The sequence below is a fragment of the Agromyces fucosus genome, assembly GCF_004134865.1.
GTDB lineage: Bacteria > Actinomycetota > Actinomycetes > Actinomycetales > Microbacteriaceae > Agromyces > Agromyces fucosus.
The window spans coordinates 626,270-648,386 of record NZ_SDPO01000001.1; the positions used below are offsets into that span (position 1 = coordinate 626,270).

Consider the following 22,117-nt stretch of genomic DNA (forward strand, 5'->3'; position numbering starts at 1 on the left):
GGGCCGCCCGAGAGCTAGGCTGATGCACGTTGCCTGCGGCCACGAGCCGCGTCGATGACTGCCGAAGGAGCAGACGTGCCCGGAGAGAACCTCACCCGAATCGAAGCCGAGGAGCGTGCTGCGCTCGTCTCGGTGCGCGACTACGACGTCGTGCTCGATGTCACCACCGGTCCGGAGGTGTTCCGCAGCCAGACGACCGTGCGGTTCACGGCCACCGCGGGTGCGTCGACGTTCATCGACGCCATCACGGCGGCCGTGCACTCGGTCACCCTGAACGGCGCCCCACTCGACCCCGCAGAGGTGAGCGACGGCGTTCGCATCCAGCTGCCGAACCTCGCCGCCGAGAACGAGCTCGTCGTCGTCGCCGACGGCCGATACATGAACACCGGCGAGGGACTGCACCGCTTCGTCGACCCCGCCGACGGCGAGGTCTACCTCTACACCCAGTTCGAGGTGCCCGACTCGCGCCGCATGTTCGCCGTGTTCGAGCAGCCCGACCTGAAGGCCGAGTTCAAGTTCACCGTCACCGCGCCGTCGCACTGGCAGGTCATCTCGAACCAGCCGACGCCCGAGCCCGAGCTGCACCCCTCGGGTCGCCGCGCCGACGACGTCTCCACGGCCACGTGGGCGTTCGAGCCGACGCCGCGCATGTCGAGCTACATCACCGCGCTCATCGCGGGCCCGTACGACGTCGTGCGGGACGAGCTGACGAGCTCCGACGGGCGGGTCATCCCCCTCGGCGTGTTCAGCCGCAAGAGCCTCTCGCAGTACCTCGACGCCGACTACATCTTCGAGAAGACGAAGCAGGGCTTCGAGTACTTCGAGGCGAAGTTCGACGTGCCCTACCCGTTCGCGAAGTACGACCAGCTCTTCGTGCCCGAGTACAACGCCGGCGCGATGGAGAACGCGGGCGCGGTGACCTTCACCGAGGTCTACGTGTTCCGCTCGAAGGTCACCGACGCGATCAAGGAGCGCCGGGTCGTCACGATCCTGCACGAGCTCGCGCACATGTGGTTCGGCGACCTCGTCACCATGAAGTGGTGGAACGACCTGTGGCTGAACGAGTCGTTCGCCGAGTGGGCGTCGACGATCGCCACCGCCGAGGCCACCGAGTGGCACCACGCGTGGACGACCTTCAACTCGATGGAGAAGAGCTGGGCCTACCGCCAGGACCAGCTGCCGTCGACGCACCCGATCGTCGCCGAGATCCGCGACCTCGAAGACGTGCTCGTCAACTTCGACGGCATCACCTACGCCAAGGGCGGTTCGGTGCTGAAGCAGCTGGCAGCCTGGGTCGGCATCGAGGCGTTCTTCACGGGCGTCTCGGCGTACTTCAAGAAGCACGCGTGGGGCAACACGACCCTCGCCGACCTGCTCGGCGAGCTCGAGGTCGCGAGCGGCCGCGACCTGTCGGCCTGGTCGAAGCTCTGGCTCGAGACCGCGGGCGTCAACACCCTGCGCCCCGAGATCGCGACGGATGACGCGGGCACGATCACTGCCTTCACCGTGCTGCAGTCGGCGCACCCCGACTACCCGACGATCCGGCCGCACCGCGCCGCGATCGGCTTCTACAACCTCGTCGACGGCGCGCTCGTGCGCGAGCACCGCGTCGAGCTCGACATCGACGGCGAGCGCACGGATGTCGCTGAACTCGTCGGTCTCGCACGCCCCGACCTCGTGCTCCTCAACGACGACGACCTCGCCTACGCGAAGATCCGTCTCGACGAGGCGTCGCAGCAGGTCGCGCTCGGGAACCTGTCGAAGATCGAGGACCCGCTCGCCCGCGCCCTCGTCTGGAGCTCCATCTGGGACGCCGTGCGCGACGCCGAGACGAGCGCGAGCGACTACCTCGACCTCGTGCTCGGCAACATCGCGAGCGAGACCGAGTCGACGACGCTGCGCATCATCCTCGCGAACGCGCAGCTCGCCGCGAGCTCGTACGTCACCCCCGAACACCGGAGCGACGCACGCCGCACCCTCGCCGACGGGTTCTGGCAGCTCGCGCGCGAGGCCGCGGCCGGCAGCGACGCCCAGTTCCAGTTCGTGAAGGCCTTCGCATCGATCGCCGAGGCCGGCTCGCACGTCGACGACCTCGCCGGCCTGTTCGACGGGTCGATCACGCTCGACGGCCTCGACGTCGACACCGACCTCGGCTGGGAGCTGCTCATCGCACTCGTCGCCGCGGGCCGCGCCGGCGACGCCGAGATCGACGCCCGTCTGGAGTCCGACAAGACCGCCACGGGCCAGGAATCGGCCGCGCACGCACGTGCGGCGACGCCGACCGCCGAGGGCAAGCAGCGCGCCTGGGCGTCGGTCATCGACGTCGACACGGCGACGAACTCGGTCGTGCGCACGACCGCGACCGGCTTCGTGCGCGCCGACGACCAGTCGCTGCTGACCCCGTTCATCGAACGGTACTTCGGCATGCTCGACGGCATCTGGAAGAGCCGCAGCTACGCGATCGCCGAGAAGCTCGTCGACCTGTTGTACCCGGCGCCGCTCGCGAACCGCGCCCTCGTCGACGCCAGTCACGCCTGGCTCGCGGCGAACGCCGACGCGGCACCCGCGCTGCGCCGTCTCGTGGTCGAGAACGTCGCCGGCGTCGAGCGCGCACTCGCCGCGCAGGCGCGCGACGCGCAGTAGCACCCGGCACGACCACTCAGGGCGGGTCGGCATGGTACTTCGGTACCACGCCGGCCCGCCCTGAACCATTCTCCAGACGGATGTCCCGGGCGCACCCGATCCGTAGCGTTGAAGCATGATCACGGCAGAAGGGCTCGTCAAGCGCTACGGCGCGAAGACCGCCGTCAACGACATCAGCTTCACTGTCCGCCCCGGGCAGGTCACCGGGTTCCTCGGACCGAACGGCGCAGGCAAGTCGACCACGATGCGCATGATCGTCGGGCTCGACCGCCCGACCGGCGGCAGCGTCACGGTCAACGGCAAGCCGTACGCGGCGCACCGCGCGCCGCTGCACGAGGTCGGCGCCCTCCTCGACGCCAAGGCCGTGCACACGGGCCGCACCGCCTACAACCACCTGCTCGCGATGGCCGCCACGCACGGCATCGGCGCGAGCCGCGTGCGCGAGGTCATCGAGATGACGGGCCTCGAGTCGGTGGCGCGCAAGCGCGTCGGCGGATTCTCGCTCGGCATGGGCCAGCGACTCGGCATCGCCGCTGCGATGCTCGGAGACCCGTCGACGCTCATCCTCGACGAGCCCGTCAACGGCCTCGACCCCGAAGGCGTGCTGTGGGTGCGGCAGTTCGTTCGGCACCTCGCGTCCGAGGGCCGCACGATCTTCCTCTCCTCGCACCTCATGAGCGAGATGGCCCTCACGGCCGACCACCTCATCGTGCTCGGCCGCGGCGAGATCATCGCCGACGCACCGGTCGCCGACATCATCGCCGGTGGCACGCGCCCCCGAGTGCTCGTGCGTTCGCCGCACGCCTCGCAGCTGGCCGACCTGCTCGCCGCCCCCGATGTCGCGGTGATCCGCTCCGAGGCGGGCGTCCTCGAGGTGACGGGAGTCCCGGCATCCGGAATCGGCGACCTCGCAGCCCAGAACGGGCTCGCCATCCACGAACTCACCCCGCTCAGCGCGTCGCTCGAAGATGCCTACATGGCCTTGACCGCCGACGCCGTCGAATACCGCACGGAGGCAGTCCGATGACCACGACCACCCCGCAGTTGGCGCACCCCTCGCAGCGCGCGCACTCCACCTCGCTCTCCTTCGGCGGCGTGCTCCGTTCCGAATGGATCAAGCTCCGGAGCCTCCGCTCGACCACCTGGTCGTACCTGATCGTCATCGCGATCTCGCTCGGCATGGCGCTCATCATGTCGCTCAGCATGGCGAGCGACATGAACGGCGGTGCGGATGCCTCGGGCATGCCCGCCGACGGTCAGGTCTCGCTCATCGTGCAGTCGTCGGTGTTCGGCGTCTTCTTCGGTCAGCTCGTCGCCGGCGTGCTGGGCGTGCTCATCATCAGCGGCGAGTACACGACGGGCATGATCCGGTCGACGCTCACCGCGGTGCCGAAGCGCCTGCCGGCACTCGCGGCCAAGGCGATCGTGCTGTTCGTCACCACCTTCCTCGTGGGCCTCGTCGCCAACCTCGGCGCCTTCGTCGTCTCGTCGGTGGTCTTCGCCGGCGTCGACGTCTCGGCGAGCCTGGTCGAGCCGGCGGTGTTCCTGCCGATCCTCGGCGGTGCGCTCTACCTCGCGCTGGTCTCGGTCTTCGCCCTCGGCGTGGGCACGATGCTGCGATCGAGCGCCGGTGGCATCGCCGCCGTGCTCGGCGTCATGCTGCTCCTGCCGACGGTGCTGCAGATGATCCCGGCCGAGTGGGCGCACGACCTCATCCCGTACCTGCTCTCGAGCGCAGGCCTCGGCATCTTCACCTCGGCCACGGCGGAACCCACCGCCGACGCGCTCGGCGCCTGGCTGAGCCTCCTGGTCGTGCTGGCGTGGGTGGGGGCATCCATCGCCGGCGCCGCGGTGCTCCTCAAGCGACGGGACGCGTAGAGTCCAGTCCATGACGGAAGCACCCATCTCCCCCGGCTACCCGGCTTCGGTAGTCGGGGGAGAACTTCGTCTGCCGAAGCCGCCGGGCGTGATCCGGCAGTTCTGGGCGCGGCATCCGTGGCTCACCGACTCGCTGATCACGGCGCTGTACTTCGTGCCGACCTTCGCGGGGACGATCGCACTCCTGTTCGGCTCTGATCCGCCTCCCGCATGGATCGCCGTCGCCCAACTGGTCGCCATTGCCGTGGCCGCCGCCGCGATCCTGCTCCTGCGCCGCAGGGAGCCCTGGCTGCTCGTCGCCATCGCCTGGCTCGTCTGCCTCGTCGTGTACCCGTTCGGGTCCACCGATGTGTTCCCGTTGCTGCTCGCCCTCTACGCCCTCGCGGTGTACGGCTCGACGCGCGCGGCCTGGATCGGGTTCGCCGGATCGGTCGTCGTGACGACGGCCTCCTCGTACATCGCCGTCTGGGCGCATGCCGGCGGCACGGTGGCGCCGTTCGGCGCCGACGCACCGGCATCCGCTTCGCAGTTCACCGTGCTGCTGCTGATCGCCACCCTCATCGGAGTGACCGTCGGCAACCAACGCCGGTACCTGAACGCCCTCATCTCCCGCGCCCACGACCTCGCGCGTGAACGCGACCAGCAGGCGCAGCTCGCCACCGCCGTCGAGCGCTCGCGCATCGCCCGCGAGATGCACGACATCGTCTCGCACAGCCTCACCGTCATGGTGACGCTCGCCGACGGGTCGGCGGCGACCGCCGCGCGTGATCCGGAGCGCGCCGCCGATGCCATGCAGCACGTGGCCGACACCGGCCGTGCCGCACTCGCCGACATGCGCCGCATGCTCGGGGTGCTCGCCGAGCCCGCCGCGGCCGCTGGCCACCCCGAGGAGCTCGCACCGCAACCGGGCACGGCGGCGCTGCCGGTGCTCGTGGAGCGATTCCGCGCCGCCGGGCTGCCGGTGCAGCTGACGACGGTCGGGCCGCCGATCCTCGACTCGAACCTGCAGCTGACCGTCTACCGCATCGTGCAGGAGGCGCTCACGAACGCGCTGCGGTACGCCGCGACGGCTCACCGCGTCGACGTCACGGTCGAGCACGCCGACGGCGTCGTGCGGGTCGACGTCATCGATGACGCCGCCGTCGCGTCGACGTCCGAACTCACGAGCGGCGGCAAGGGCCTCGTCGGCATGCGCGAACGCGTCGCCCTCTACGGCGGCACCCTCGAAGCCGGTCCGGGGCCGCAGCGGGGATGGCGGGTGCACGCCGAACTCCGCGACGAAGAGCGCAGCAGGCCGCAATCCGACGCCCCCGCCACGAACCCCGATGACCCGGAGGAGGACGCATGACCACCGACCGACCGATCCGCGTCGCGATCGCCGACGACCAGTCGCTCGTGCGCATCGGGCTCCGCATGGTGCTCGAGTCCGAGCCCGACCTCGAGGTCGTCGGCGAGGCCGCCGACGGGCGTGGCGCGATCGCGCTCGTCGAGTCGCTCGAGATCGACGTCATGCTGATGGACGTTCGCATGCCGGATCTCGACGGCATCGCCGCGACCGAGTCGATCGTCGCAGGTGGGCGACCGACCCGGATCCTCGTGCTCACGACCTTCGACCTCGACGAGTACGCGTTCGCCGCCATCCGGGCGGGCGCGAGCGGGTTCCTGCTGAAGGATTCCCGACCCGCCGACCTGGTCGGCGCGATCCGCACCGTGCATGCCGGAGAGGCCGCGCTCTCCCCGCGGGTCACGCGGCGGATGATCGAGCTGTTCGCAGGCGAGCTGCCCGGCACCGAGGCTCCGATCGAGGCCCCCGGCCTCGACTCGCTCACGCCCCGCGAACGCGAGATCCTCATCGGCATCGCCGAGGGGCGGAGCAACCCCGAGCTCGCCGAGCAGTTCTTCCTCTCGGAATCGACAGTGAAGACCCACGTCGGCCGCGTGCTGCAGAAGCTCGACGCGCGCGACCGCGTGCAGCTCGTGATCTACGCCTACGAGCACGGGCTGCTTCCCATGCCCGGCTCATCCTGAGTCAGTAGGCTGACGGGGCAAACGAACCCCACGGAGGCCCCTGCATGCCCGCTGCCGATCTGACCCGAGTCGAAGCCGAACAGCGCGCGCAGGTCGTGCGCTCGCCGCGCTACGAGATCCGCCTCGACCTGTCGGGGTCCGGAGACACCTTCCGCAGCGAGACGCTCGTCTCGTTCGACGCCGAGCCGGGTGCATCGACCTTCATCGAGGCGTGCACGACCGAGGTGCACGAGATCTCCCTGAACGGCCGCCCGCTCGACGCAGCCGCGGCCAGTGACGGCACGCGCATCCGCCTCGACGGTCTCGCGGCCGCGAACGAGCTGCGCGTCGTCTCGACCGCGGCGTACACGAACACCGGTGAGGGCCTGCACCGCTTCGTCGACCCCGTCGATGGGGCGACGTACCTGTACACCGAGTTCGCCGTCGCCGAGGCGAACCGGGTCTTCGCGGTCTTCGACCAGCCCGACCTGAAGGCGTCGTTCACGTTCACGATCACGGCTCCGGCCGCATGGACCGTGCTGAGCAATGCTGCGACGCCCGAGCCGGCGCCGGGCAAGCTCGTCACCGGTGCAGCGGCCGCGGCGACCGTCGCCGTCTCGACCTGGTCGTTCGAGCCCGGTCCCGTCATCTCGAGCTACATCGTCGCGATCATCGCCGGGCCCTACGCCGCATGGCACGGCAGCGCGCGCAGCGTCGACGGCCGCGACATCCCGCTCGGCGTGCTGACCCGCGCCTCACTCGCGCAGTACGCCGAGCCCGAGGTCATGTTCGAACTCGTGCAGGCGGGCCTCGCGTTCTACGAGACCGCGTTCGGCGTGCCCTATCCGTACGGCAAGTACGACCAGATCTTCGTGCCCGAGTACAACTGGGGCGCCATGGAGAACGTCGGCGCGGTCACCTTCAACGAGTCCTACCTGTTCCGCTCCCGCGTCTCCGACGCGCGGCGCGAGCAGCGGGCCATCGTCGTGCTGCACGAGCTCTCGCACATGTGGTTCGGCAACTCCGTCACGATGAAGTGGTGGAACGACCTCTGGTTGAACGAGTCGTTCGCGACGTGGGCCTCGACCCTCGCGACCGCTGCCGTCACCGAGTTCACCGGTGTCTGGGCGACGTTCGCGAGCGATGAGAAGACCCACGCCGCCGAGCAAGACCAATTGCCCTCGACCCACCCGATCGTCGCCGAGATCGCGAACCTCGCCGACGTCGAGGTCAACTTCGACGCGATCACCTACGACAAGGGCGCCTCGGTGCTGAAGCAGCTCGTCGCGTGGGTCGGACTCGACGCGTTCCAGCGCGGCGTCGGCGCGTACCTCACCGCCCACGCGGGCGGCAATGCCACGCTCCGCGACCTGCTCGACGAGCTCGAGACCGCGAGCGGCCGCGACCTCACGCGCTGGTCGGCGCTGTGGCTCGAGACCGCGGGCGTCAACACGCTGCGGGCCGCGATCGAGGCAGATGAGTCGGGCACGATCACCGCCGCGCGCATCGAGCAGAGCGCCGCTCCGGGGCATCCGACGCTGCGCCCGCATCGCCTCGCCCTCGGCTGCTACGAGCTCGGCGACGACGGCCTCGCGCGCACGAACCGCATCGAGCTCGACATCGACGGCGCCGTCACCGAGGTGCCCGAGCTCGTCGGCCTCCGGCGTCCCGACCTGCTGCTCGTGAACGACGACGACCTCACCTACGCGAAGGTGCGGCTCGATCCCGACTCGCTCCGCGTCGCGATCGACCACCTCCCCGAGCTGTCCGACCCGGTCTCACGGGCCGTCGTGCTCGGCTCGGCGTGGGACGCGCTGCGCGACGCCGAAGTGCCGACGATCGACTTCGTGCGACTCGTCATCGGCAGCATCGGGCACGAGACGCAGTCGGCGGCCCGCGGGCTCGCCCTCGCCCGCCTCGAGCTCGCGATCAGCCGCTACCTCGCCGAAGAGCACCGCACGCAGGTCGCCGCCGAGGCAGGCGACGCCGTCTGGGCGCTCGCCGAGCTCGCCGCGCCGGGATCCGACACCCAACTGCAGTTCGTCAAGGGATTCACCCGCATCGCGTCGACCGCGGCGCACGCCGACGTGGTCGGGAGCCTCCTCGACGGCTCGATCAAACTCGCTGGGCTCGACATCGACCTCGACCTGCACTGGGAGCTCGTAGTCGCACGGGCGACGCTCGGCGCGGCGTCCGACGACGAGATCGACGCGGCCCTCGCGCGAGACGACACCGCCAAGGGGCGCCTCCTCGCCGAGACCGCCAGGGCCGCCCGACCCGACCAGGCGGTGAAGGATGCCGCGTGGCGACGCGTCGCGACGGATGCCTCGCTGTCGAACGACCTCGCGCGCGCGATCGCCGACGGCTGGCAGCGCACCGCGCAGCCCGAGCTGCTCGCGACGACCGCGACCGAGTACGTCGCGATGCTGCAGGGCGTCTGGGCGAGCCGGAGCTTCACGATGGCCTCCCTCGTCGTGAAGCGCCTGTACCCGGCGCCGCTCGTCTCGCCGGAACTCGCGGTGATGACCCGTGCCTGGCTCGAGGCGAATCCGACGCCTGCGCCGCTGCACCGGCTCGTCTCCGAGCAGCTCGACGAGCTCGAGCGGGCACTCGCCGCGCAGGCGCGCGATGCCAGCGAGCTCTCGGGCGGGGCTCAGTAGACTTTCACACCATGTTCGGTTTTGAAGATCCAGATCCCACGCCGGTCAGCGGCGACTTCTGGGCGGGCATCGTCGACTACTGGGTCGGCAACTGGGACGTCGTGCTCGGGAACCTCATCTCGATCATCTTCATCGTCGTCTTCGCCCTCCTGATCCGGTGGGTCCTGCATTTCGTCATCGAACGGATCGTCAAGCAGGTCGTCACCGGCGTCAAGAAGAAGCAGGACGTCACCGACACGCAAGCGCTCCAGGCATCGCCGCTCGCCGCCGTGCGCCTCGTGCAGCGCACTCGCACGCTCGGCTCCGTACTGACGAACATCGTCAACGTCACGTTGTTCATCGTGGTCGTATTGCTCATCGTCAACACGATCAATCCGACGATCCTGAGTTCGTTCGCGCTGCTCACCGCAGCTCTCGGTGCGGGGCTCGGCTTCGGCGCCCAGAACATCGTGAAAGACGCGCTGAACGGCATCTTCATGGTCGTCGAGGACCAACTCGGCGTCGGCGATGTCGTCGACCTCGGGCCGGCGACGGGCATCGTCGAGGAGGTCCGCATCCGCGTCACGAAGATCCGCGACGTGAACGGCACCCTCTGGTTCGTGCGCAACGGCGAGGTGCTGCGGGTCGGCAACATGTCGCAGGGCTGGGCGCGCGTCATCGTCGATCTCGCCGTGCCCTACGACGTCGACGTCGACGAGGTCGAGGCGACGCTCCTGCGCACCGCCACCGAGATGGCGCACTCCCCCAAGTGGCGCTCGCGCGTGCTGGAGAAGCCCGAGGTGTGGGGTCTGGAGTCGATCACGGCGGAAGCCCTCGTCATCCGCGTGGTCATGAAGGTGCGCTCCTCGGCGAAGGACGACGTGGCGCGGGAGCTCCGCATGCGACTCAAGCACGCGCTCGACGAGCTGGGCGTGAAGCTCCCGAGCCTCAACAGCGTCGTGCTCGCCGGCTTCGAGGGTGCCACGCGGGTCAAGGGTGCGAAGCCGCCGAAGACGACCCCGAACGCCGTCGTCGCCGCGGGTGACACGGGGGCCGCGGCGGCTCGTGCAGCGGTCAAGAAGCCGCGTGCGCCGCGCGCACCGAAGCCGCCGGCACCGCCGGCTGGAGGAGCATCATGAGCGAGCAGCTGCCCGCCGAGGCATCCGGCCCCCCTCGACCTGCGAACGTGCCGCTGCGCGGCACCGAGCACGGCTCGGCGCTCGGACCCTCGTTCTACGAGACCGTCGGCGGTCGCCCGACGTTCGAGCGGCTCGTCGCGGAGTTCTACCGCGGCGTCGCCGACGACCCCGTGCTGAAGCCGATGTATCCAGAGGAAGACCTCGGCCCGGCGGCTGAGCGACTCACGATGTTCCTCGAGCAGTACTGGGGCGGACCGGGCACCTACAGCGAACAACGCGGGCACCCCCGGCTGCGCATGCGGCACCAGCCCTTCAAGGTGAACCCCGACGCCCGTGACCGATGGCTCCTGCACATGCGGAACGCGGTCGACTCGCTCGAACTGCCTCCGCTCGCGGAGGAGACCCTGTGGGATTATCTCCAACGGGCCGCCTACGCGATGGTCAACACGTTCGACGAGTAGCAGCACCCGACCGGCCCCACCCGAACACCAGCACGATCCACCCGAACACCCCCGCACCACCCGAGACGAAGGAGTCCTTGTGGCCGCCTCCCCCGCACCCGCCGCGACCGAACGCACGCAGAAGCCCGTCGACGCCATCGTCGTCGGCGCAGGCCTCTCCGGCCTCGTCGCCGCAGCCGAGCTCGTCGATGCGGGCAAGCGCGTCCTGATCGTCGACCAGGAGCCGGAAGCCAGCCTCGGCGGCCAAGCGCACTGGTCGTTCGGCGGACTGTTCCTCGTCGACTCCCCCGAACAGCGCCGCATGGGCGTGAAGGACTCGCTCGAGCTCGCGAAGCAGGACTGGGACGGCACCGCCGGGTTCGATCGCGACGAGGACGAGTGGGGGCGGCGCTGGGCCGAGGCCTACGTCGAGTTCGCCGCGAGCGAGAAGCGCGCCTGGCTGCACGAGAAGGGTGTGCGCTTCTTCCCGATCGTCGGCTGGGCCGAGCGCGGCGGGTACAACGCCATCGGGCACGGCAACTCGGTGCCGCGATTCCACATCACCTGGGGCACCGGCCCCGGGGTGCTCGCGCCGTTCATCGCCAAGGTGAAGGCCGGCGAGGCCGCCGGACTCGTGGAGTTCCGCCACCGCCACCGCGTCGACGAACTCGTCGTCGAGGAGGGCGCGGTCGTCGGCATCCGCGGTGCCGTGCTGGCACCCGACGGCGCAGGCCGCGGCGAGCCCTCGAACCGCGACGAGGTCGGCGACTTCGAGCTGCGCGCGCCCGCCGTCGTCGTCGCTTCAGGCGGCATCGGCGGCAACCACGACCTCGTACGCCAGTTCTGGCCGAAGCGCATGGGCACACCGCCGAAGTCGATGCTCTCCGGCGTGCCCGCGCACGTCGACGGCCGCATGCTGCCGATCACCGAGCGCGCCGGCGCCCGCCTCGTCAACGGCGATCGCATGTGGCACTACACCGAGGGCATCACGAACTGGGACCCGATCTGGCCGTTGCACGGCATCCGAATCCTGCCCGGCCCGTCATCGCTCTGGTTCGACGCGACCGGCAAGCGACTGCCCGTGCCGCTCTTCCCCGGCTTCGACACGCTCGGCACGCTGGAGCACATCGCCGCGACGGGCCACGACCACTCGTGGTTCGTGCTCACGCAGAAGATCATCGAGAAGGAGTTCGCCCTCTCGGGCAGCGAGCAGAACCCCGACCTCACCGGCAAGGACCTGAAGCTCCTCGCCCAGCGGCTCGGCTCGGGCGCGCCCGGCCCCGTCGAGGCCTTCAAGGAGCACGGCGTCGACTTCGTGGTCGCCGACACGCTCGACGAACTCCTCGACGGCATGCGCGCCCTCTCGCCCGAGACCGAGCTCGACACGGCGAACATCGAGCGCGAGATCGTCGCCCGCGACCGCGAGGTCGACAACGAGTTCACCAAGGACCTGCAGCTCACCGCCGTGCGCGGAGCCCGCAACTACCGCGGTGACAAGCTCATCCGCGTCGCGACCCCCCACCGGATCCTCGACCCGAAGGCCGGCCCGCTGATCGCAGTCAAGCTGCACATCCTCACGCGCAAGAGCCTCGGCGGCATCCAGACCGACCTCGACTCGCGTGCGCTCGGTGCCGACGGGTCGCCGGTTCCCGGGCTCTACGCCGTCGGCGAGGCATCCGGATTCGGCGGCGGCGGCGTGCACGGCTACCGGGCGCTTGAAGGAACCTTCTTGGGCGGATGCCTCTTCACCGGCCGCGCGGCCGGACGGGCGATCGCGAAGCTCTGACCCGATCTCGTAGGTTGAGCTTGTCGAAACCGGCGCTGCAGGGTTTCGACAGGCTCAACCGGCAGAAGTCAGGCCTTCAGGGTCCAGGGCTTGCGCCGCACGAGCACGTGCCCGCGGCGCGAGGAGAGCCGGGTCCACGGGCCCGTCTCGAAGAGCTTGACCTCGTCGTCGCCGAGGAACCCGAGGCTGTACGCCGCGAATGCAGCGCCGGTCGGGATGTACTCGGCCCCTTCGACCCCGCGCCCCCACACCTCGGAGCGGACGCGCTGCACGAGCTGCTCTCCCGTGCCCGCGGGGATCGCCTCGGCGACCTCGTCGATGCCCGCACGGGCGGCCGCCTCGAGCGTCGCGGCATCCGTCGTGCCGAGCGGGCGCCAACCGCCGCGCGGGGGCGAGATGCCGGCCCACGTGACGGTGTTGACCTCGGGCGGCCGCGACATCGACACGGGGCGCGAGTCGTCGTCTTCGCCGAGCTCGCCCCGCGCACGCACGATGCGCTCGACGAGGGAGCGCATCGGCACGACCGAGTCGAACTCCTCGTCGTCGGCCAGGGCGAAAGTCCGAAGACCGAGCACGGTGGGACTCTCGTCGAGGATGCCCCGCGGATAGAGGATCGCGGTGTACACGGCGAGGATGCCGGAGCCCGCGATGAGGCGCACGGAACCGTCTTCGACGCGTCCTGCGCGCTGCAGGTAGGTGTGCAGATCTCCGAGCGACAGGCTGTCGGCGAGCGTGAGTTGTTGAGCCATCTGCTGTCTAAACTACCAAGAGAGCGCCGCCGCCCCGGCGGTCACACGCTCAGAGGGTCACGAGCGGTCACCGACCACCGACACGGAGGAACGATGAACGGTCCGATCGACGGCCTGCTGAGCACCCTGCACCTCACCGACACCGGTGCTCGCACGACTGAAGACATCTTCACCGGGCCGTCGCAGTGGATGCCGCTCGGGCGTGTCTTCGGCGGGCAGGTGCTCGCCCAATCCCTCATCGCCGCGATGCGCACCGTGGCCGACGACCGCACCATCCACTCGATGCACGGCTACTTCCTGCGCCCTGGTGACGTGGCGCACCCGATCACGTTCAGCGTCGACCGGCTGCACGACGGCCGATCGTTCTCGACGCGGCGCACGCACGCGTTCCAGAACGGCGTGCCGATCCTCTCGCTCATCGCCTCGTTCCAGACCGAAGACGCTGGCGTCTCGCACCAGGTCGAGATGCCGACCGACCTGCCCGATCCCGAGACGCTGCCGTCGACGGCCGACGTGCTCGGTTCCTTCGACCACGACATCGCCCGGTACTGGTCGAACGAGCGCGCCTTCGACGTGCGGCACATCCCCTCGCCCATCTACCTCACCGTCGATGGCGAGCGAGTGCCGCGCCAGGCGGTGTGGATGAAGGCGTTCGGTCGCCTGCCCGACGACCTCAACATGCACCGGGCCGCGCTCGCATACGCAAGCGACTACTCGATCCTCGAACCCGTCCTCCGCGCACACGGCGTCGCCTGGGCGACCCCCGGCTTGAAGGTCGCGAGCCTCGACCATGCGATGTGGTGGCACCGCGACGCCCGCGTCGACGAGTGGCTGCTCTACACGCAAGACTCCCCGTCGGCCAGCGGTGGCCGCGGCCTCTCGCTCGGGCGCATCTACACTCGCGACGGCGTGCTGATTGCGAGCGTTGCCCAAGAAGGCATGGTGCGGGTACCCGAATCGGCGCGTTCGTCGGAGACGACTGAATAGATCCTGTGGAATCCACCGTCCCCCATGGATGGTGACCCAGAATGGTGCCATGGGCGCTCGCGAGTCGCGAGCGACGCGGACGAAGGAGTTCTGGCGATGACCGATCCCACCCGACGCACCATCCTCACGATGGGTTCCGCCGGCGCCATCGGCGGAGCCTTGGCGCTCGCAGGGTGCGCAGCGGATGCCCCGAGCCCGAGCACCTCCGCCACTGAAGCGCCACCGAGCCTCGTCGAAGATCCGCCGACCTCGACCGGTCCGACTGCAGCCCCCGACGCGCCCGCTCTCGGCGGCGATGTCGCGGCCCTGGCCGACGTTCCGGTGGGCGGCAGCATCGACGCCACGATCGACGGCGAGCCTGCGCTGGTGGCGCAGCCGACCGCCGGCCAGGTCGTCGCGTTCAGCGCGATCTGCACGCACCAGCAGTGCGTCGTGGCCGCTGCCGGCGACGAGTTCCATTGCCCGTGCCACGGATCGATGTTCGACGCCGCCACCGGCGACGTCATCCAGGGCCCGGCACTCGAGCCGCTGACGCCGATCGCCGTCGCGGTCTCCGGCGATCGCATCGTCGCTGCCTCCTGACGATGGAATACACGTTCGCAGGGCTCCCCCTGCACGTGCTGCTCGTGCACGCCGTCGTGGTGCTGACGCCGCTGCTGGCGCTGCTCCTCATCGTCCTCGCGGCGTGGCCCGCCGCGCGCCGAGTGCTGTGGGTTCCCGCGCTCATCGCGGCGGCACTGCTCCTGCCGCTCGGGCTCGTCACGATCGAAGCCGGCAAGTGGCTCGAACAGCGGGTGCCTCCGGCACCGCTCATCCAGGTGCACACCGCGCAGGGCGAAGACCTCGTGCCATGGCTCATCGCGTTGCTCGTCGTGGCGCTCGCGATCGCCGGTTGGGCGCTCGTCGAGCGCGCGGCACGTCGGCGCAGCTCCCCCGGGAACGGGGATCCGCGAGGCGGGGCGCCGAGCCGCGGCACCCGTGTCATCGTAGGAGTCGTGCTCACCGTCGCGGCCCTCGTCGTCGCGGCAGGCTCGATGTGGACGCTCGTGCAGATCGCAGAGGCGGGCAGCCGCGCCGTCTGGGAGGGCTCGTTCAGCGACGAGCCGCTCGAGGGCTGACCCGACCGGTCGCGGTGACGCCGGGTGATCGACCGGCTGTGGTCAACGCCGACGGAAGGTGACGGGTTCGCCGAGGTAGGGCTCCCACGCGGCGCGTTCGGTGTCACCGATGCGGCGCGGCCGCTCGGTCTCTGCGTCGACGAGCACGATCGTCGTGACCGCACGCGTGTAGAGCACGCGCGGCTCGACACCGACCGGCGAGTAGACCTCGTAGCAGACGTCGAGGCTCGCCCCGCCCATGTGCCCGATCCAGAGCTCGATGTCGACCGGTTGCCGCTGGTACGGGATCGGCGCGAGGTACTCGACCTCCTGGCGCGCGATCAGGGTGATCGTGGTCGCGCCGGGTGTGGCGTCGAGCACCGCGGTCGACGCCCCCGCGGCGTGCTCGGACGTGTCGTCGTTCACCCAGAACGCCTGGATGCGAGCCTCTTCGAGGAGGCTCAGCATCCGGGCGTTGTTCACGTGCCCGTAGGCGTCGAGGTCGCTCCACCGCAGCGGAGTGGGCACGTGCAGGCGCATGTCAGTCCCTGGTCAACTTGCGGTAGGCCGAACGGTGCGGCTTCGCCGCGTCGGGGCCGAGCCGCTCGACCTTGTTCTGCTCGTACGACTCGAAGTTGCCCTCGAACCAGTACCAGTTCGCGGGGTCCTCCTCGGTGCCCTCGTAGGCGAGGATGTGCGTCGCGATGCGGTCGAGGAACCACCGGTCGTGGGTGATGACCACGGCACAACCGGGAAACTCGAGCAGTGCGTTCTCGAGGCTCGACAGCGTCTCGACGTCGAGGTCGTTGGTCGGTTCGTCGAGCAGCAGCAGGTTGCCGCCCTGCTTCAGCGTGAGCGCGAGGTTCAAGCGGTTGCGCTCACCACCCGAGAGCACGCCGGCCTTCTTCTGCTGGTCGGGTCCCTTGAAGCCGAATTGCGAGACGTAGGCACGCGACGGGATCTCGGTCTTGCCGACGATGATGTAGTCGAGGCCGTCGGAGACGACCTCCCACAGGTTCTTGTTCGGGTCGATGCCGCCGCGGCTCTGGTCGACGTACGAGATGTCGACCGTCTCGCCGATCTTGAGGTCGCCGCCGTCGAGGGGTTCGAGCCCCACGATGGTCTTGAACAGCGTCGTCTTGCCGACGCCGTTGGGGCCGATGATGCCGACGATGCCGTTGCGCGGCAGGCTGAAGCTCAGGTCGTCGATGAGGATGCGTTCGCCGAAGCCCTTGCGGAGCTTCTTGGCCTCGATCACCTGCGCGCCGAGGCGCGGGCCGACGGGGATCACGATCTCCTCGAAGTCGAGCTTGCGCGTGCGCTCGGCCTCGGTCGCCATCTCCTCGTAGCGCGCCAGTCGCGCCTTGGACTTCGCCTGGCGCCCCTTCGCGTTGGAACGGACCCACTCGAGCTCTTCAGAGAGGCGCTTGGCGAGCTTCTGGTCCTTCTTGCCCTGCACCTGCAGGCGTTCCTGCTTCTTCTCGAGGTAGGTCGAATAGTTGCCCTCGTAGGGGTAGAGGCGACCGCGGTCGACCTCGCAGATCCATTCGGCGACATGGTCGAGGAAGTACCGGTCGTGCGTGACGGCGAGCACGGCGCCGGGGTACTTGGCGAGGTGCTGCTCGAGCCAGAGCACGCTCTCGGCGTCGAGGTGGTTGGTGGGCTCGTCGAGGAGCAGCAGGTCGGGCTTCTGCAGCAGGAGCTTGCAGAGCGCGACACGGCGCTTCTCACCGCCCGAGAGCACGGAGACCTGCTCGTCGCCCGGCGGGCAGCGCAGTGCGTCCATCGCCTGCTCGAGCTGGGAGTCGAGGTCCCACGCGTCTGCGGCGTCGATGGCCTCCTGCAGCACGCCCATCTCGGCGAGGAGCGCGTCGAAGTCGGCGTCGGGCTCGGCCATCGCCAGCGAGATCTCGTTGAAGCGGTCGAGCTTCGCCTTGATCGGCCCGACACCCTCTTGAACGTTCTCGAGCACCGTCTTGGTCTCGTCGAGCACGGGCTCCTGCATGAGGATGCCCACGGAGTAGCCGGGGCTCAGCCGCGCCTCGCCGTTGGAGGGCTGGTCGAGGCCGGCCATGATCTTGAGGATCGTCGACTTGCCGGCGCCGTTCGGGCCGACCACGCCGATCTTCGCTCCGGGGAGGAATGCCATCGTCACGTCATCGAGGATGACCTTGTCGCCGACCGCCTTGCGGGCGCGAACCATCGAGTAAATGTAATCAGCCATGTCGCCTACCAGTCTATGGGGCGGGTCTGCCCCACGAGACAGGTGCCGGTGCCGAGCGGCGGCCGGACCGCGCCGTGGTATCCACCGGAGGCGGGACCGTACTGGCCGACCAGGCATTCCCCTTGGAAGAGCACGGAGAACTGCACGGAATCGGCTGCCAGGTCGACGGTGGTGCGGTCGGCGGTGACCTGCATCTGGGCCTTGTCGAAGCCCGCGGCCACGAGCGCGTCGATGAAGTCGCGCCCGCCCGCAGAGGCGTTCGCGGCGACGACGCCCGCGTTGACCCAGTCGAAATACGGCAGGTTCTCGGACGCGGAGAGTTCGGGACGGAACTCGGGTGCGGTCGGCGCCGCGGTACCGGGTGTCGACGGCGTCGGTCGCGCGGTCGCGGGTGCTGTCGGCTGGGGGTCGTCGAACGTGCACGCTGTGAGCCCGACGAGCAACGCGACCCCCGCGATCGCAAGGCCCGCGCTGGTACCGAATCGCCGTCTCATCGTTCCCCTCACCGGCGGTGGCGACCGCCCGAGCCGATTCTAGGCGGTACGCCTTCGATCGAGGCTCGGGCGGGCCGTGCGTGGCCTCGAGCACCTGCTCAGCGGGCGAACGTCGCCTCGAGTTCGGGAAGCTCGACGCCGCCCTCGGCATCGTCGTCGTCGCCGGGGGCGGTGTCCGCGTCGTCATCGGTGTCGGCGTCGAGCCCGAGGGGTCGCAGCGCCGAGGAGGTGCCGGGCCACGTGGAGGAGCCGCCGTCGAACGCCGCTCCGGAGCCCGCCGCCGGCACCTCGGCGCCGCCGAACGCGTCGCCCTGCGGCGACCCCGCCTCCGCGGCATCCGCTGGACGCGTCGGCCGGACCTTGGCGTAGGTGCTCACGCACCATGCGAGGTCGTGGCCGATGGAGTCGGCCTCGATCTCGACGGCCGTGCCGGACCGTTCGCCGGTCTCCCAGGCGCGCAGCCGGAGCCGGCCCCGGATGATGAGCCGCTCGCCCTTGCGGATGGAGAGGCTCGCATTCGTGGCGAGCTGACGGAACGCGGAGACGGTATACCAGTTGGTCTCCCCGTCTTCCCACGTCGCCTTCTCGCGATCGAACACGCGCCTCGTCGAGGCGAGTCGGAAGGTGGTGATGGCGAGTCCGCCGTTGGTGACGTGGTGCTTGGGATCGGTTCCCACGACTCCCGTCACGGTGATGATGTCGGTCATGTGCTGCACTCCTCGGTCGGATGCCGCCGCGAGTCGACGGCACGCGGCCCCGGGAAGGCGCTCGTGCCGGATCGTCACCCCGGAGCCGCGTTCCGAACAGCATCGCGTCGGCCCCGAGGCATCCGGTGGTCGCCGACAGTAGTCGTGCAGAAGCCGGCCGTCACGCGAGTGTGGAGGACGAGTCGGGCGACCTAGAGTTGCTCCATGAGCTACGCCGCCCTCCCCGAACGCTACGACCGCATGCAGTACAACCGGGTGGGCCGCAGCGGCCTGAAGCTCCCGGCTCTCTCGCTCGGCCTCTGGCACAACTTCGGGCACGAACGCACCTATGACACCCAGCGCGCGATCGTGCGTCGCGCCTTCGACCTCGGGGTCACGCACTTCGACCTCGCGAACAACTACGGACCGCCTCCCGGTAGTGCGGAGGTGAACTTCGGCCGCATCCTCGCCGACGACCTCGCCGCCTACCGCGACGAGATCATCGTCTCGTCGAAGGCGGGCTACGACATGTGGCCCGGCCCGTACGGCGACTTCGGTTCGCGCAAGTACCTGCTGTCCTCCCTCGACCAGAGCCTTGGTCGCCTCGGCCTCGACTACGTCGACATCTTCTACTCGCACCGGCCCGACCCCGAGACGCCCATCGAGGAGACGATGGGCGCCCTCGCGAGTGCCGTGCGACAGGGCAAGGCGCTCTACGTCGGCATCTCGAACTACGACCCCGACCAGACGCGGGCAGCAGCAGCGGCGCTCGAGGCCGAGGGCGTGCCGCTCCTCATCCACCAGCCGCGCTACTCGATGTTCGACCGTCACATCGAAGACGGCCTGTTCCCGGCGCTCGAAGAGGTCGGCGCTGCGAGCATCGTGTTCTCGCCGCTCGCGCAGGGCCTCCTGACCGATCGCTACCTCGGCGGCGACGTGCCCGCGGACTCGCGGGCGGCGACGAGCCGGTTCCTCTCCCCCGACCGCATCAGCGGCGAGTACCTCGAGCGCGCCCGTGCGCTCGACGCGATCGCGAAGGATCGCGGCCAGACGCTCGCCCAGCTCGCCCTCACCTGGGTGCTGCGCCAGCCGCTCGTGTCGAGCGCGCTGATCGGCGCCTCGAGCGTCGCGCAGCTCGAGCAGAACATCGCCGCGCTCGACGCGGCACCGCTCACCGAGGCGGAGATCGAACGCATCGAGCCGTTCGCCGCGCACGGCACCGTGCTCGGCTGAGCTCGGCGGGCCATGCAGTGCCCAGCCGGGTTCGGCCGGGCACTGCATGCCGGCGACCACCGGCAACGGCCACCGACCGCGGTTGCCATCGAGTGCCGAGCGGATGTCGGCGGCCGGCCGTACTCTCGTGACACACCGCAGGGCCGGCTGCACCACGAGAGGAGCGAAATGTCCGCCATCGCCACCGACGCGTTCGCAACGCGAACTCGCGAACCGTTCCCCGACGACGTGCCCGGCCTGCAGATCTCGCCCGCAGCACCCGGCCTGTGGCGGGTCACCCGCCCGCAGGGCGCCGTGCTCGGACACATCGAGCAGCGCGGGTTCGGCAACGAGGTCCGCTTCGGTTCGAAACGACTCGTCGCGGGTGGCATCCGCTCGATCGAACTCGGCGAGTTCTGGTCGTCGCGCGCCGCCGCCGAGGTCTTCCGCTGAGCTCGCCCCACGCGTAATCGGGCACGCCGCCGTCGCTCTCCGACCGCGACGCGAGCCGGGGGTAATCTGCGGCCATGCAGTGGTGGAACGATCTCATCTCATGGCTCGATTCGAGCGCCTCGCAGCCCACGGTCTTCTCGGCCGTCGTGCTGTTCTTCGCGGTGCTCGCTGCCGGCCTCCTCGCCGCGTGGATCGCCAGTCTTGCGATCAAGCGGCTCGTGGCGCAGCGCGATCGTGAGTCGAAGGCCGCAGCGATCGCCGCGCTCGTCGATGCCGCCACTGAGGCATCCGTGTGGAACTCGCTGACGCCGCAGGAGCAGGTGCTCGCCGATCGTGCCGTCGGCCAGGCCGACATCGTCGCACGGCTGCTGCCGATCCGCGGGTCCGACGTCGCGGCGAACTGGGCCGCTCACCAGCTGCACGAACTCAAGCGCGCATCGGCGACGTTCGGGTACCAGCTCGACCCGGCTGTCGTGGAGTTCCGCGATCGACTCCTCGAGTGGCAGCGCCGCCCTGGCCGTACGCGCCGCCAGTTCCAGAACGACCTCACGCGCTGGCGCACCCAGCGCCAGGAGCCCGAGCAGACGGCCATCGACCAGCAGGACAGCTGGGTCGCAGATCAGCACCAGCAGCGCTATCAGGGCAGCGTCACCATCGCCGACGAGAGCGCCGACTCGACGATGACCGTCAACACCGCGCCGACGGCCACGCTGCAGGGCGAGCAGCAACGCTGAGGCGGCTCGCTCGAATCCGCTGAGCGTCCTGGACCACGCAGGCCGCCGAGGGCCGCGCTGCTGAGCGCAGCGTGCGGCCCTCAGCAGCGGGGTGTGACGATCAGCGCCACCAGTCGTCGAACATCGACACGGGAACCGTGCGCTTGTGCCGTGTCTGCAGGAAGCGGGCTTCGATGCGCTCGGCGACCGCCTCGTCGATCTCCTCGCCCTCGAGGTAGGCGTCGAGGTCGGCGTAGCTCAGGCCGAGGTTCGCCTCGTCGGACTGCCCCGGGTTCGCATCGAGCAGATCCGCCGTCGGCACCTTGAGATGCAGGCGCTCGGGCGCATCGAGGTGTTCGAGCAGCGCGCGCCCCTGCCGCTTCGTGAGACCCGTGAGGGGAAGCACGTCGGCTCCCCCATCGCCGTACTTGGTGAAGAATCCCGTGACGGCCTCGGCGGCGTGGTCGGTGCCGACGACGAGCAGCCCGCCCTCTCCAGCGAGGGCGTACTGCGCCACCATCCGCATGCGCGCCTTGACGTTGCCCTTGCCGAAGTCGCTGAGCGGCACCCCGGTCGCCGCAGCGAAGTCCTGGGTGAGCCCGTCGACGCCGCCCTTGACGTTGAAGACCACGGTCTCCTGCGGCTCGATGAAGTCGAGGGCCAGCTGCGCATCGTCCTCGTCGCGCTGCACGCCATAGGGCAAGCGCACGGCGATGAACCGCGATGCAGCGCCTTCGGCTTCGAGCTCCGCGACTGCGAGCCGGCACAATCGGCCCGCGAGGGTGGAGTCCTGCCCGCCGCTGATGCCGAGGACGAGGCCCTTGGCGCCGGTGGCACGAAGGTAGGCCTTCAGGAAGTCGATGCGCGCCCGCACCTCCTCGGCGGGATCGATGACCGGGGTGACATTGAGTTCGGCGATGATTCGCGACTGCAGCTCTCGCATGCCACGACGATACCGCCGTCATGTTTC

The 22,117-nt window shown here is 69.8% G+C and carries 21 protein-coding genes; 15 read left to right on the forward strand and 6 right to left on the reverse strand.

The genetic code is table 11. The annotated features are described in order from the left end of the window. Nucleotides 1–75 precede the first annotated feature (75 nt). From pepN (ESP57_RS02955) to ESP57_RS02995, 9 genes are all read left to right on the forward strand, one after another. Nucleotides 76–2,643: an aminopeptidase N gene (gene pepN / locus ESP57_RS02955; RefSeq protein ID WP_129230494.1), complete on the forward strand. Its 2,568-nt coding sequence runs from the start codon at nucleotides 76–78 to the stop codon at nucleotides 2,641–2,643. A gap of 115 nt (nucleotides 2,644–2,758) precedes the next feature. Further along, nucleotides 2,759–3,670, forward strand: a complete 912-nt coding sequence (locus ESP57_RS02960) for an ABC transporter ATP-binding protein (RefSeq protein WP_129230495.1) — start codon at nucleotides 2,759–2,761, stop codon at nucleotides 3,668–3,670. Beyond that, complete coding sequence (locus tag ESP57_RS02965; RefSeq protein WP_056009442.1) at nucleotides 3,667–4,521, forward strand: ABC transporter permease; 855 nt, start codon at nucleotides 3,667–3,669, stop codon at nucleotides 4,519–4,521. Before ESP57_RS02960 ends, ESP57_RS02965 begins: the two co-directional genes overlap by 4 nt. 10 nt (nucleotides 4,522–4,531) lie before the next feature. Next, nucleotides 4,532–5,869 carry a sensor histidine kinase gene (locus ESP57_RS02970; protein ID WP_129230496.1) on the forward strand — a complete coding sequence of 446 codons (1,338 nt, stop codon included), beginning with the start codon at nucleotides 4,532–4,534 and terminating at the stop codon, nucleotides 5,867–5,869. Continuing rightward, entirely contained in the window at nucleotides 5,866–6,549 is a 684-nt protein-coding gene (locus ESP57_RS02975) for a response regulator (RefSeq protein ID WP_056009443.1), read from the forward strand. Before ESP57_RS02970 ends, ESP57_RS02975 begins: the two co-directional genes overlap by 4 nt. 44 nt (nucleotides 6,550–6,593) lie before the next feature. Further along, nucleotides 6,594–9,188: an aminopeptidase N gene (gene pepN / locus ESP57_RS02980; RefSeq protein WP_129230497.1), complete on the forward strand. Its 2,595-nt coding sequence runs from the start codon at nucleotides 6,594–6,596 to the stop codon at nucleotides 9,186–9,188. 11 nt (nucleotides 9,189–9,199) lie between these two features. Continuing rightward, on the forward strand, nucleotides 9,200–10,306 hold the full coding sequence (locus tag ESP57_RS02985; RefSeq protein ID WP_082571321.1) for a mechanosensitive ion channel family protein: 1,107 nt from the start codon (nucleotides 9,200–9,202) through the stop codon (nucleotides 10,304–10,306). Beyond that, a complete protein-coding gene (locus tag ESP57_RS02990; protein ID WP_129230498.1) occupies nucleotides 10,303–10,767 on the forward strand; it encodes a globin in 465 nt (154 codons plus the stop codon). The genes ESP57_RS02985 and ESP57_RS02990 overlap by 4 nt, the downstream gene beginning before the upstream one ends. Nucleotides 10,768–10,846: 79 nt before the next feature. Further along, on the forward strand, nucleotides 10,847–12,532 hold the full coding sequence (locus ESP57_RS02995; RefSeq protein WP_129230499.1) for an FAD-binding dehydrogenase: 1,686 nt from the start codon (nucleotides 10,847–10,849) through the stop codon (nucleotides 12,530–12,532). Nucleotides 12,533–12,600: 68 nt separating this feature from the next. Here ESP57_RS02995 and ESP57_RS03000 read toward each other — a convergent pair whose 3' ends face one another. Further along, nucleotides 12,601–13,281 (reverse strand): DUF8185 domain-containing protein, encoded by a 681-nt coding sequence (locus tag ESP57_RS03000; protein WP_056009449.1) that lies wholly within the window; start codon nucleotides 13,279–13,281, stop codon nucleotides 12,601–12,603. Between the two features lie 93 nt (nucleotides 13,282–13,374). Between ESP57_RS03000 and ESP57_RS03005 the strand changes: the two genes are divergently transcribed. The 3 genes from ESP57_RS03005 to ESP57_RS18350 all read left to right on the forward strand — a co-directional run bounded on the left by ESP57_RS03005 (nucleotide 13,375) and on the right by ESP57_RS18350 (nucleotide 15,386). Beyond that, nucleotides 13,375–14,268 carry an acyl-CoA thioesterase gene (locus ESP57_RS03005; RefSeq protein WP_056009451.1) on the forward strand — a complete coding sequence of 298 codons (894 nt, stop codon included), beginning with the start codon at nucleotides 13,375–13,377 and terminating at the stop codon, nucleotides 14,266–14,268. Nucleotides 14,269–14,364: 96 nt separating this feature from the next. After that, nucleotides 14,365–14,850, forward strand: a complete 486-nt coding sequence (locus ESP57_RS03010) for a QcrA and Rieske domain-containing protein (RefSeq protein WP_056009453.1) — start codon at nucleotides 14,365–14,367, stop codon at nucleotides 14,848–14,850. Between the two features lie 2 nt (nucleotides 14,851–14,852). Next, nucleotides 14,853–15,386 carry a hypothetical protein gene (locus ESP57_RS18350; protein WP_165877358.1) on the forward strand — a complete coding sequence of 178 codons (534 nt, stop codon included), beginning with the start codon at nucleotides 14,853–14,855 and terminating at the stop codon, nucleotides 15,384–15,386. 42 nt (nucleotides 15,387–15,428) lie between these two features. On the opposite strand, the gene ESP57_RS03020 is transcribed toward ESP57_RS18350, so the two are convergent. The 4 genes from ESP57_RS03020 to ssb form a co-directional block, all read right to left on the reverse strand. Continuing rightward, nucleotides 15,429–15,905, reverse strand: a complete 477-nt coding sequence (locus ESP57_RS03020) for an acyl-CoA thioesterase (protein WP_129230500.1) — start codon at nucleotides 15,903–15,905, stop codon at nucleotides 15,429–15,431. A gap of 1 nt (nucleotide 15,906) precedes the next feature. After that, entirely contained in the window at nucleotides 15,907–17,589 is a 1,683-nt protein-coding gene (gene ettA, locus ESP57_RS03025) for an energy-dependent translational throttle protein EttA (protein WP_129230501.1), read from the reverse strand. Nucleotides 17,590–17,594: 5 nt separating this feature from the next. Beyond that, nucleotides 17,595–18,083, reverse strand: coding sequence for a DUF6993 domain-containing protein (locus tag ESP57_RS03030; protein ID WP_056009461.1), 489 nt, complete (start codon nucleotides 18,081–18,083; stop codon nucleotides 17,595–17,597). 98 nt (nucleotides 18,084–18,181) lie between these two features. Then, nucleotides 18,182–18,790 carry a single-stranded DNA-binding protein gene (gene ssb, locus ESP57_RS03035; protein WP_129230502.1) on the reverse strand — a complete coding sequence of 203 codons (609 nt, stop codon included), beginning with the start codon at nucleotides 18,788–18,790 and terminating at the stop codon, nucleotides 18,182–18,184. A gap of 204 nt (nucleotides 18,791–18,994) precedes the next feature. On the opposite strand from ssb, the gene ESP57_RS03040 reads away from it, so the two are divergent. From ESP57_RS03040 to ESP57_RS03050, 3 genes are all read left to right on the forward strand, one after another. Next, a complete protein-coding gene (locus ESP57_RS03040) occupies nucleotides 18,995–20,002 on the forward strand; it encodes an aldo/keto reductase (RefSeq protein ID WP_056009463.1) in 1,008 nt (335 codons plus the stop codon). A gap of 168 nt (nucleotides 20,003–20,170) precedes the next feature. Beyond that, the gene (locus ESP57_RS03045) at nucleotides 20,171–20,434 is read left to right on the forward strand and encodes a hypothetical protein (RefSeq protein ID WP_129230503.1); all 264 of its coding nucleotides are present in this window, start codon (nucleotides 20,171–20,173) and stop codon (nucleotides 20,432–20,434) included. 74 nt (nucleotides 20,435–20,508) lie between these two features. After that, nucleotides 20,509–21,168, forward strand: a complete 660-nt coding sequence (locus ESP57_RS03050; protein WP_129230504.1) for a hypothetical protein — start codon at nucleotides 20,509–20,511, stop codon at nucleotides 21,166–21,168. Nucleotides 21,169–21,268: 100 nt separating this feature from the next. Here the strand turns inward: ESP57_RS03050 and nadE are convergent, their stop codons facing one another. Continuing rightward, on the reverse strand, nucleotides 21,269–22,090 hold the full coding sequence (gene nadE / locus ESP57_RS03055; RefSeq protein ID WP_129230505.1) for an ammonia-dependent NAD(+) synthetase: 822 nt from the start codon (nucleotides 22,088–22,090) through the stop codon (nucleotides 21,269–21,271). Nucleotides 22,091–22,117: the final 27 nt, after the last annotated feature.

What these genes read in the sequence shown, in the direction of transcription:
- ESP57_RS02960 (WP_129230495.1), top strand. Translation starts at nt 2,759, where the DNA reads ATGATCACGGCAGAAGGGCTCGTCAAGCGCTACGGCGCGAAGACCGCC.
- ESP57_RS02965 (WP_056009442.1), top strand. Translation starts at nt 3,667, where the DNA reads ATGACCACGACCACCCCGCAGTTGGCGCACCCCTCGCAGCGCGCGCAC.
- ESP57_RS02970 (WP_129230496.1), top strand. Translation starts at nt 4,532, where the DNA reads ATGACGGAAGCACCCATCTCCCCCGGCTACCCGGCTTCGGTAGTCGGG.
- ESP57_RS02975 (WP_056009443.1), top strand. Translation starts at nt 5,866, where the DNA reads ATGACCACCGACCGACCGATCCGCGTCGCGATCGCCGACGACCAGTCG.
- pepN (WP_129230497.1), top strand. Translation starts at nt 6,594, where the DNA reads ATGCCCGCTGCCGATCTGACCCGAGTCGAAGCCGAACAGCGCGCGCAG.
- ESP57_RS02985 (WP_082571321.1), top strand. Translation starts at nt 9,200, where the DNA reads ATGTTCGGTTTTGAAGATCCAGATCCCACGCCGGTCAGCGGCGACTTC.
- ESP57_RS02990 (WP_129230498.1), top strand. Translation starts at nt 10,303, where the DNA reads ATGAGCGAGCAGCTGCCCGCCGAGGCATCCGGCCCCCCTCGACCTGCG.
- ESP57_RS03000 (WP_056009449.1), bottom strand. Translation starts at nt 13,281, where the DNA reads ATGGCTCAACAACTCACGCTCGCCGACAGCCTGTCGCTCGGAGATCTG.
- ESP57_RS03005 (WP_056009451.1), top strand. Translation starts at nt 13,375, where the DNA reads ATGAACGGTCCGATCGACGGCCTGCTGAGCACCCTGCACCTCACCGAC.
- ESP57_RS03010 (WP_056009453.1), top strand. Translation starts at nt 14,365, where the DNA reads ATGACCGATCCCACCCGACGCACCATCCTCACGATGGGTTCCGCCGGC.
- ESP57_RS18350 (WP_165877358.1), top strand. Translation starts at nt 14,853, where the DNA reads ATGGAATACACGTTCGCAGGGCTCCCCCTGCACGTGCTGCTCGTGCAC.
- ESP57_RS03020 (WP_129230500.1), bottom strand. Translation starts at nt 15,905, where the DNA reads ATGCGCCTGCACGTGCCCACTCCGCTGCGGTGGAGCGACCTCGACGCC.
- ettA (WP_129230501.1), bottom strand. Translation starts at nt 17,589, where the DNA reads ATGGCTGATTACATTTACTCGATGGTTCGCGCCCGCAAGGCGGTCGGC.
- ESP57_RS03030 (WP_056009461.1), bottom strand. Translation starts at nt 18,083, where the DNA reads ATGAGACGGCGATTCGGTACCAGCGCGGGCCTTGCGATCGCGGGGGTC.
- ssb (WP_129230502.1), bottom strand. Translation starts at nt 18,790, where the DNA reads ATGACCGACATCATCACCGTGACGGGAGTCGTGGGAACCGATCCCAAG.
- ESP57_RS03040 (WP_056009463.1), top strand. Translation starts at nt 18,995, where the DNA reads ATGAGCTACGCCGCCCTCCCCGAACGCTACGACCGCATGCAGTACAAC.
- ESP57_RS03045 (WP_129230503.1), top strand. Translation starts at nt 20,171, where the DNA reads ATGTCCGCCATCGCCACCGACGCGTTCGCAACGCGAACTCGCGAACCG.
- ESP57_RS03050 (WP_129230504.1), top strand. Translation starts at nt 20,509, where the DNA reads ATGCAGTGGTGGAACGATCTCATCTCATGGCTCGATTCGAGCGCCTCG.
- nadE (WP_129230505.1), bottom strand. Translation starts at nt 22,090, where the DNA reads ATGCGAGAGCTGCAGTCGCGAATCATCGCCGAACTCAATGTCACCCCG.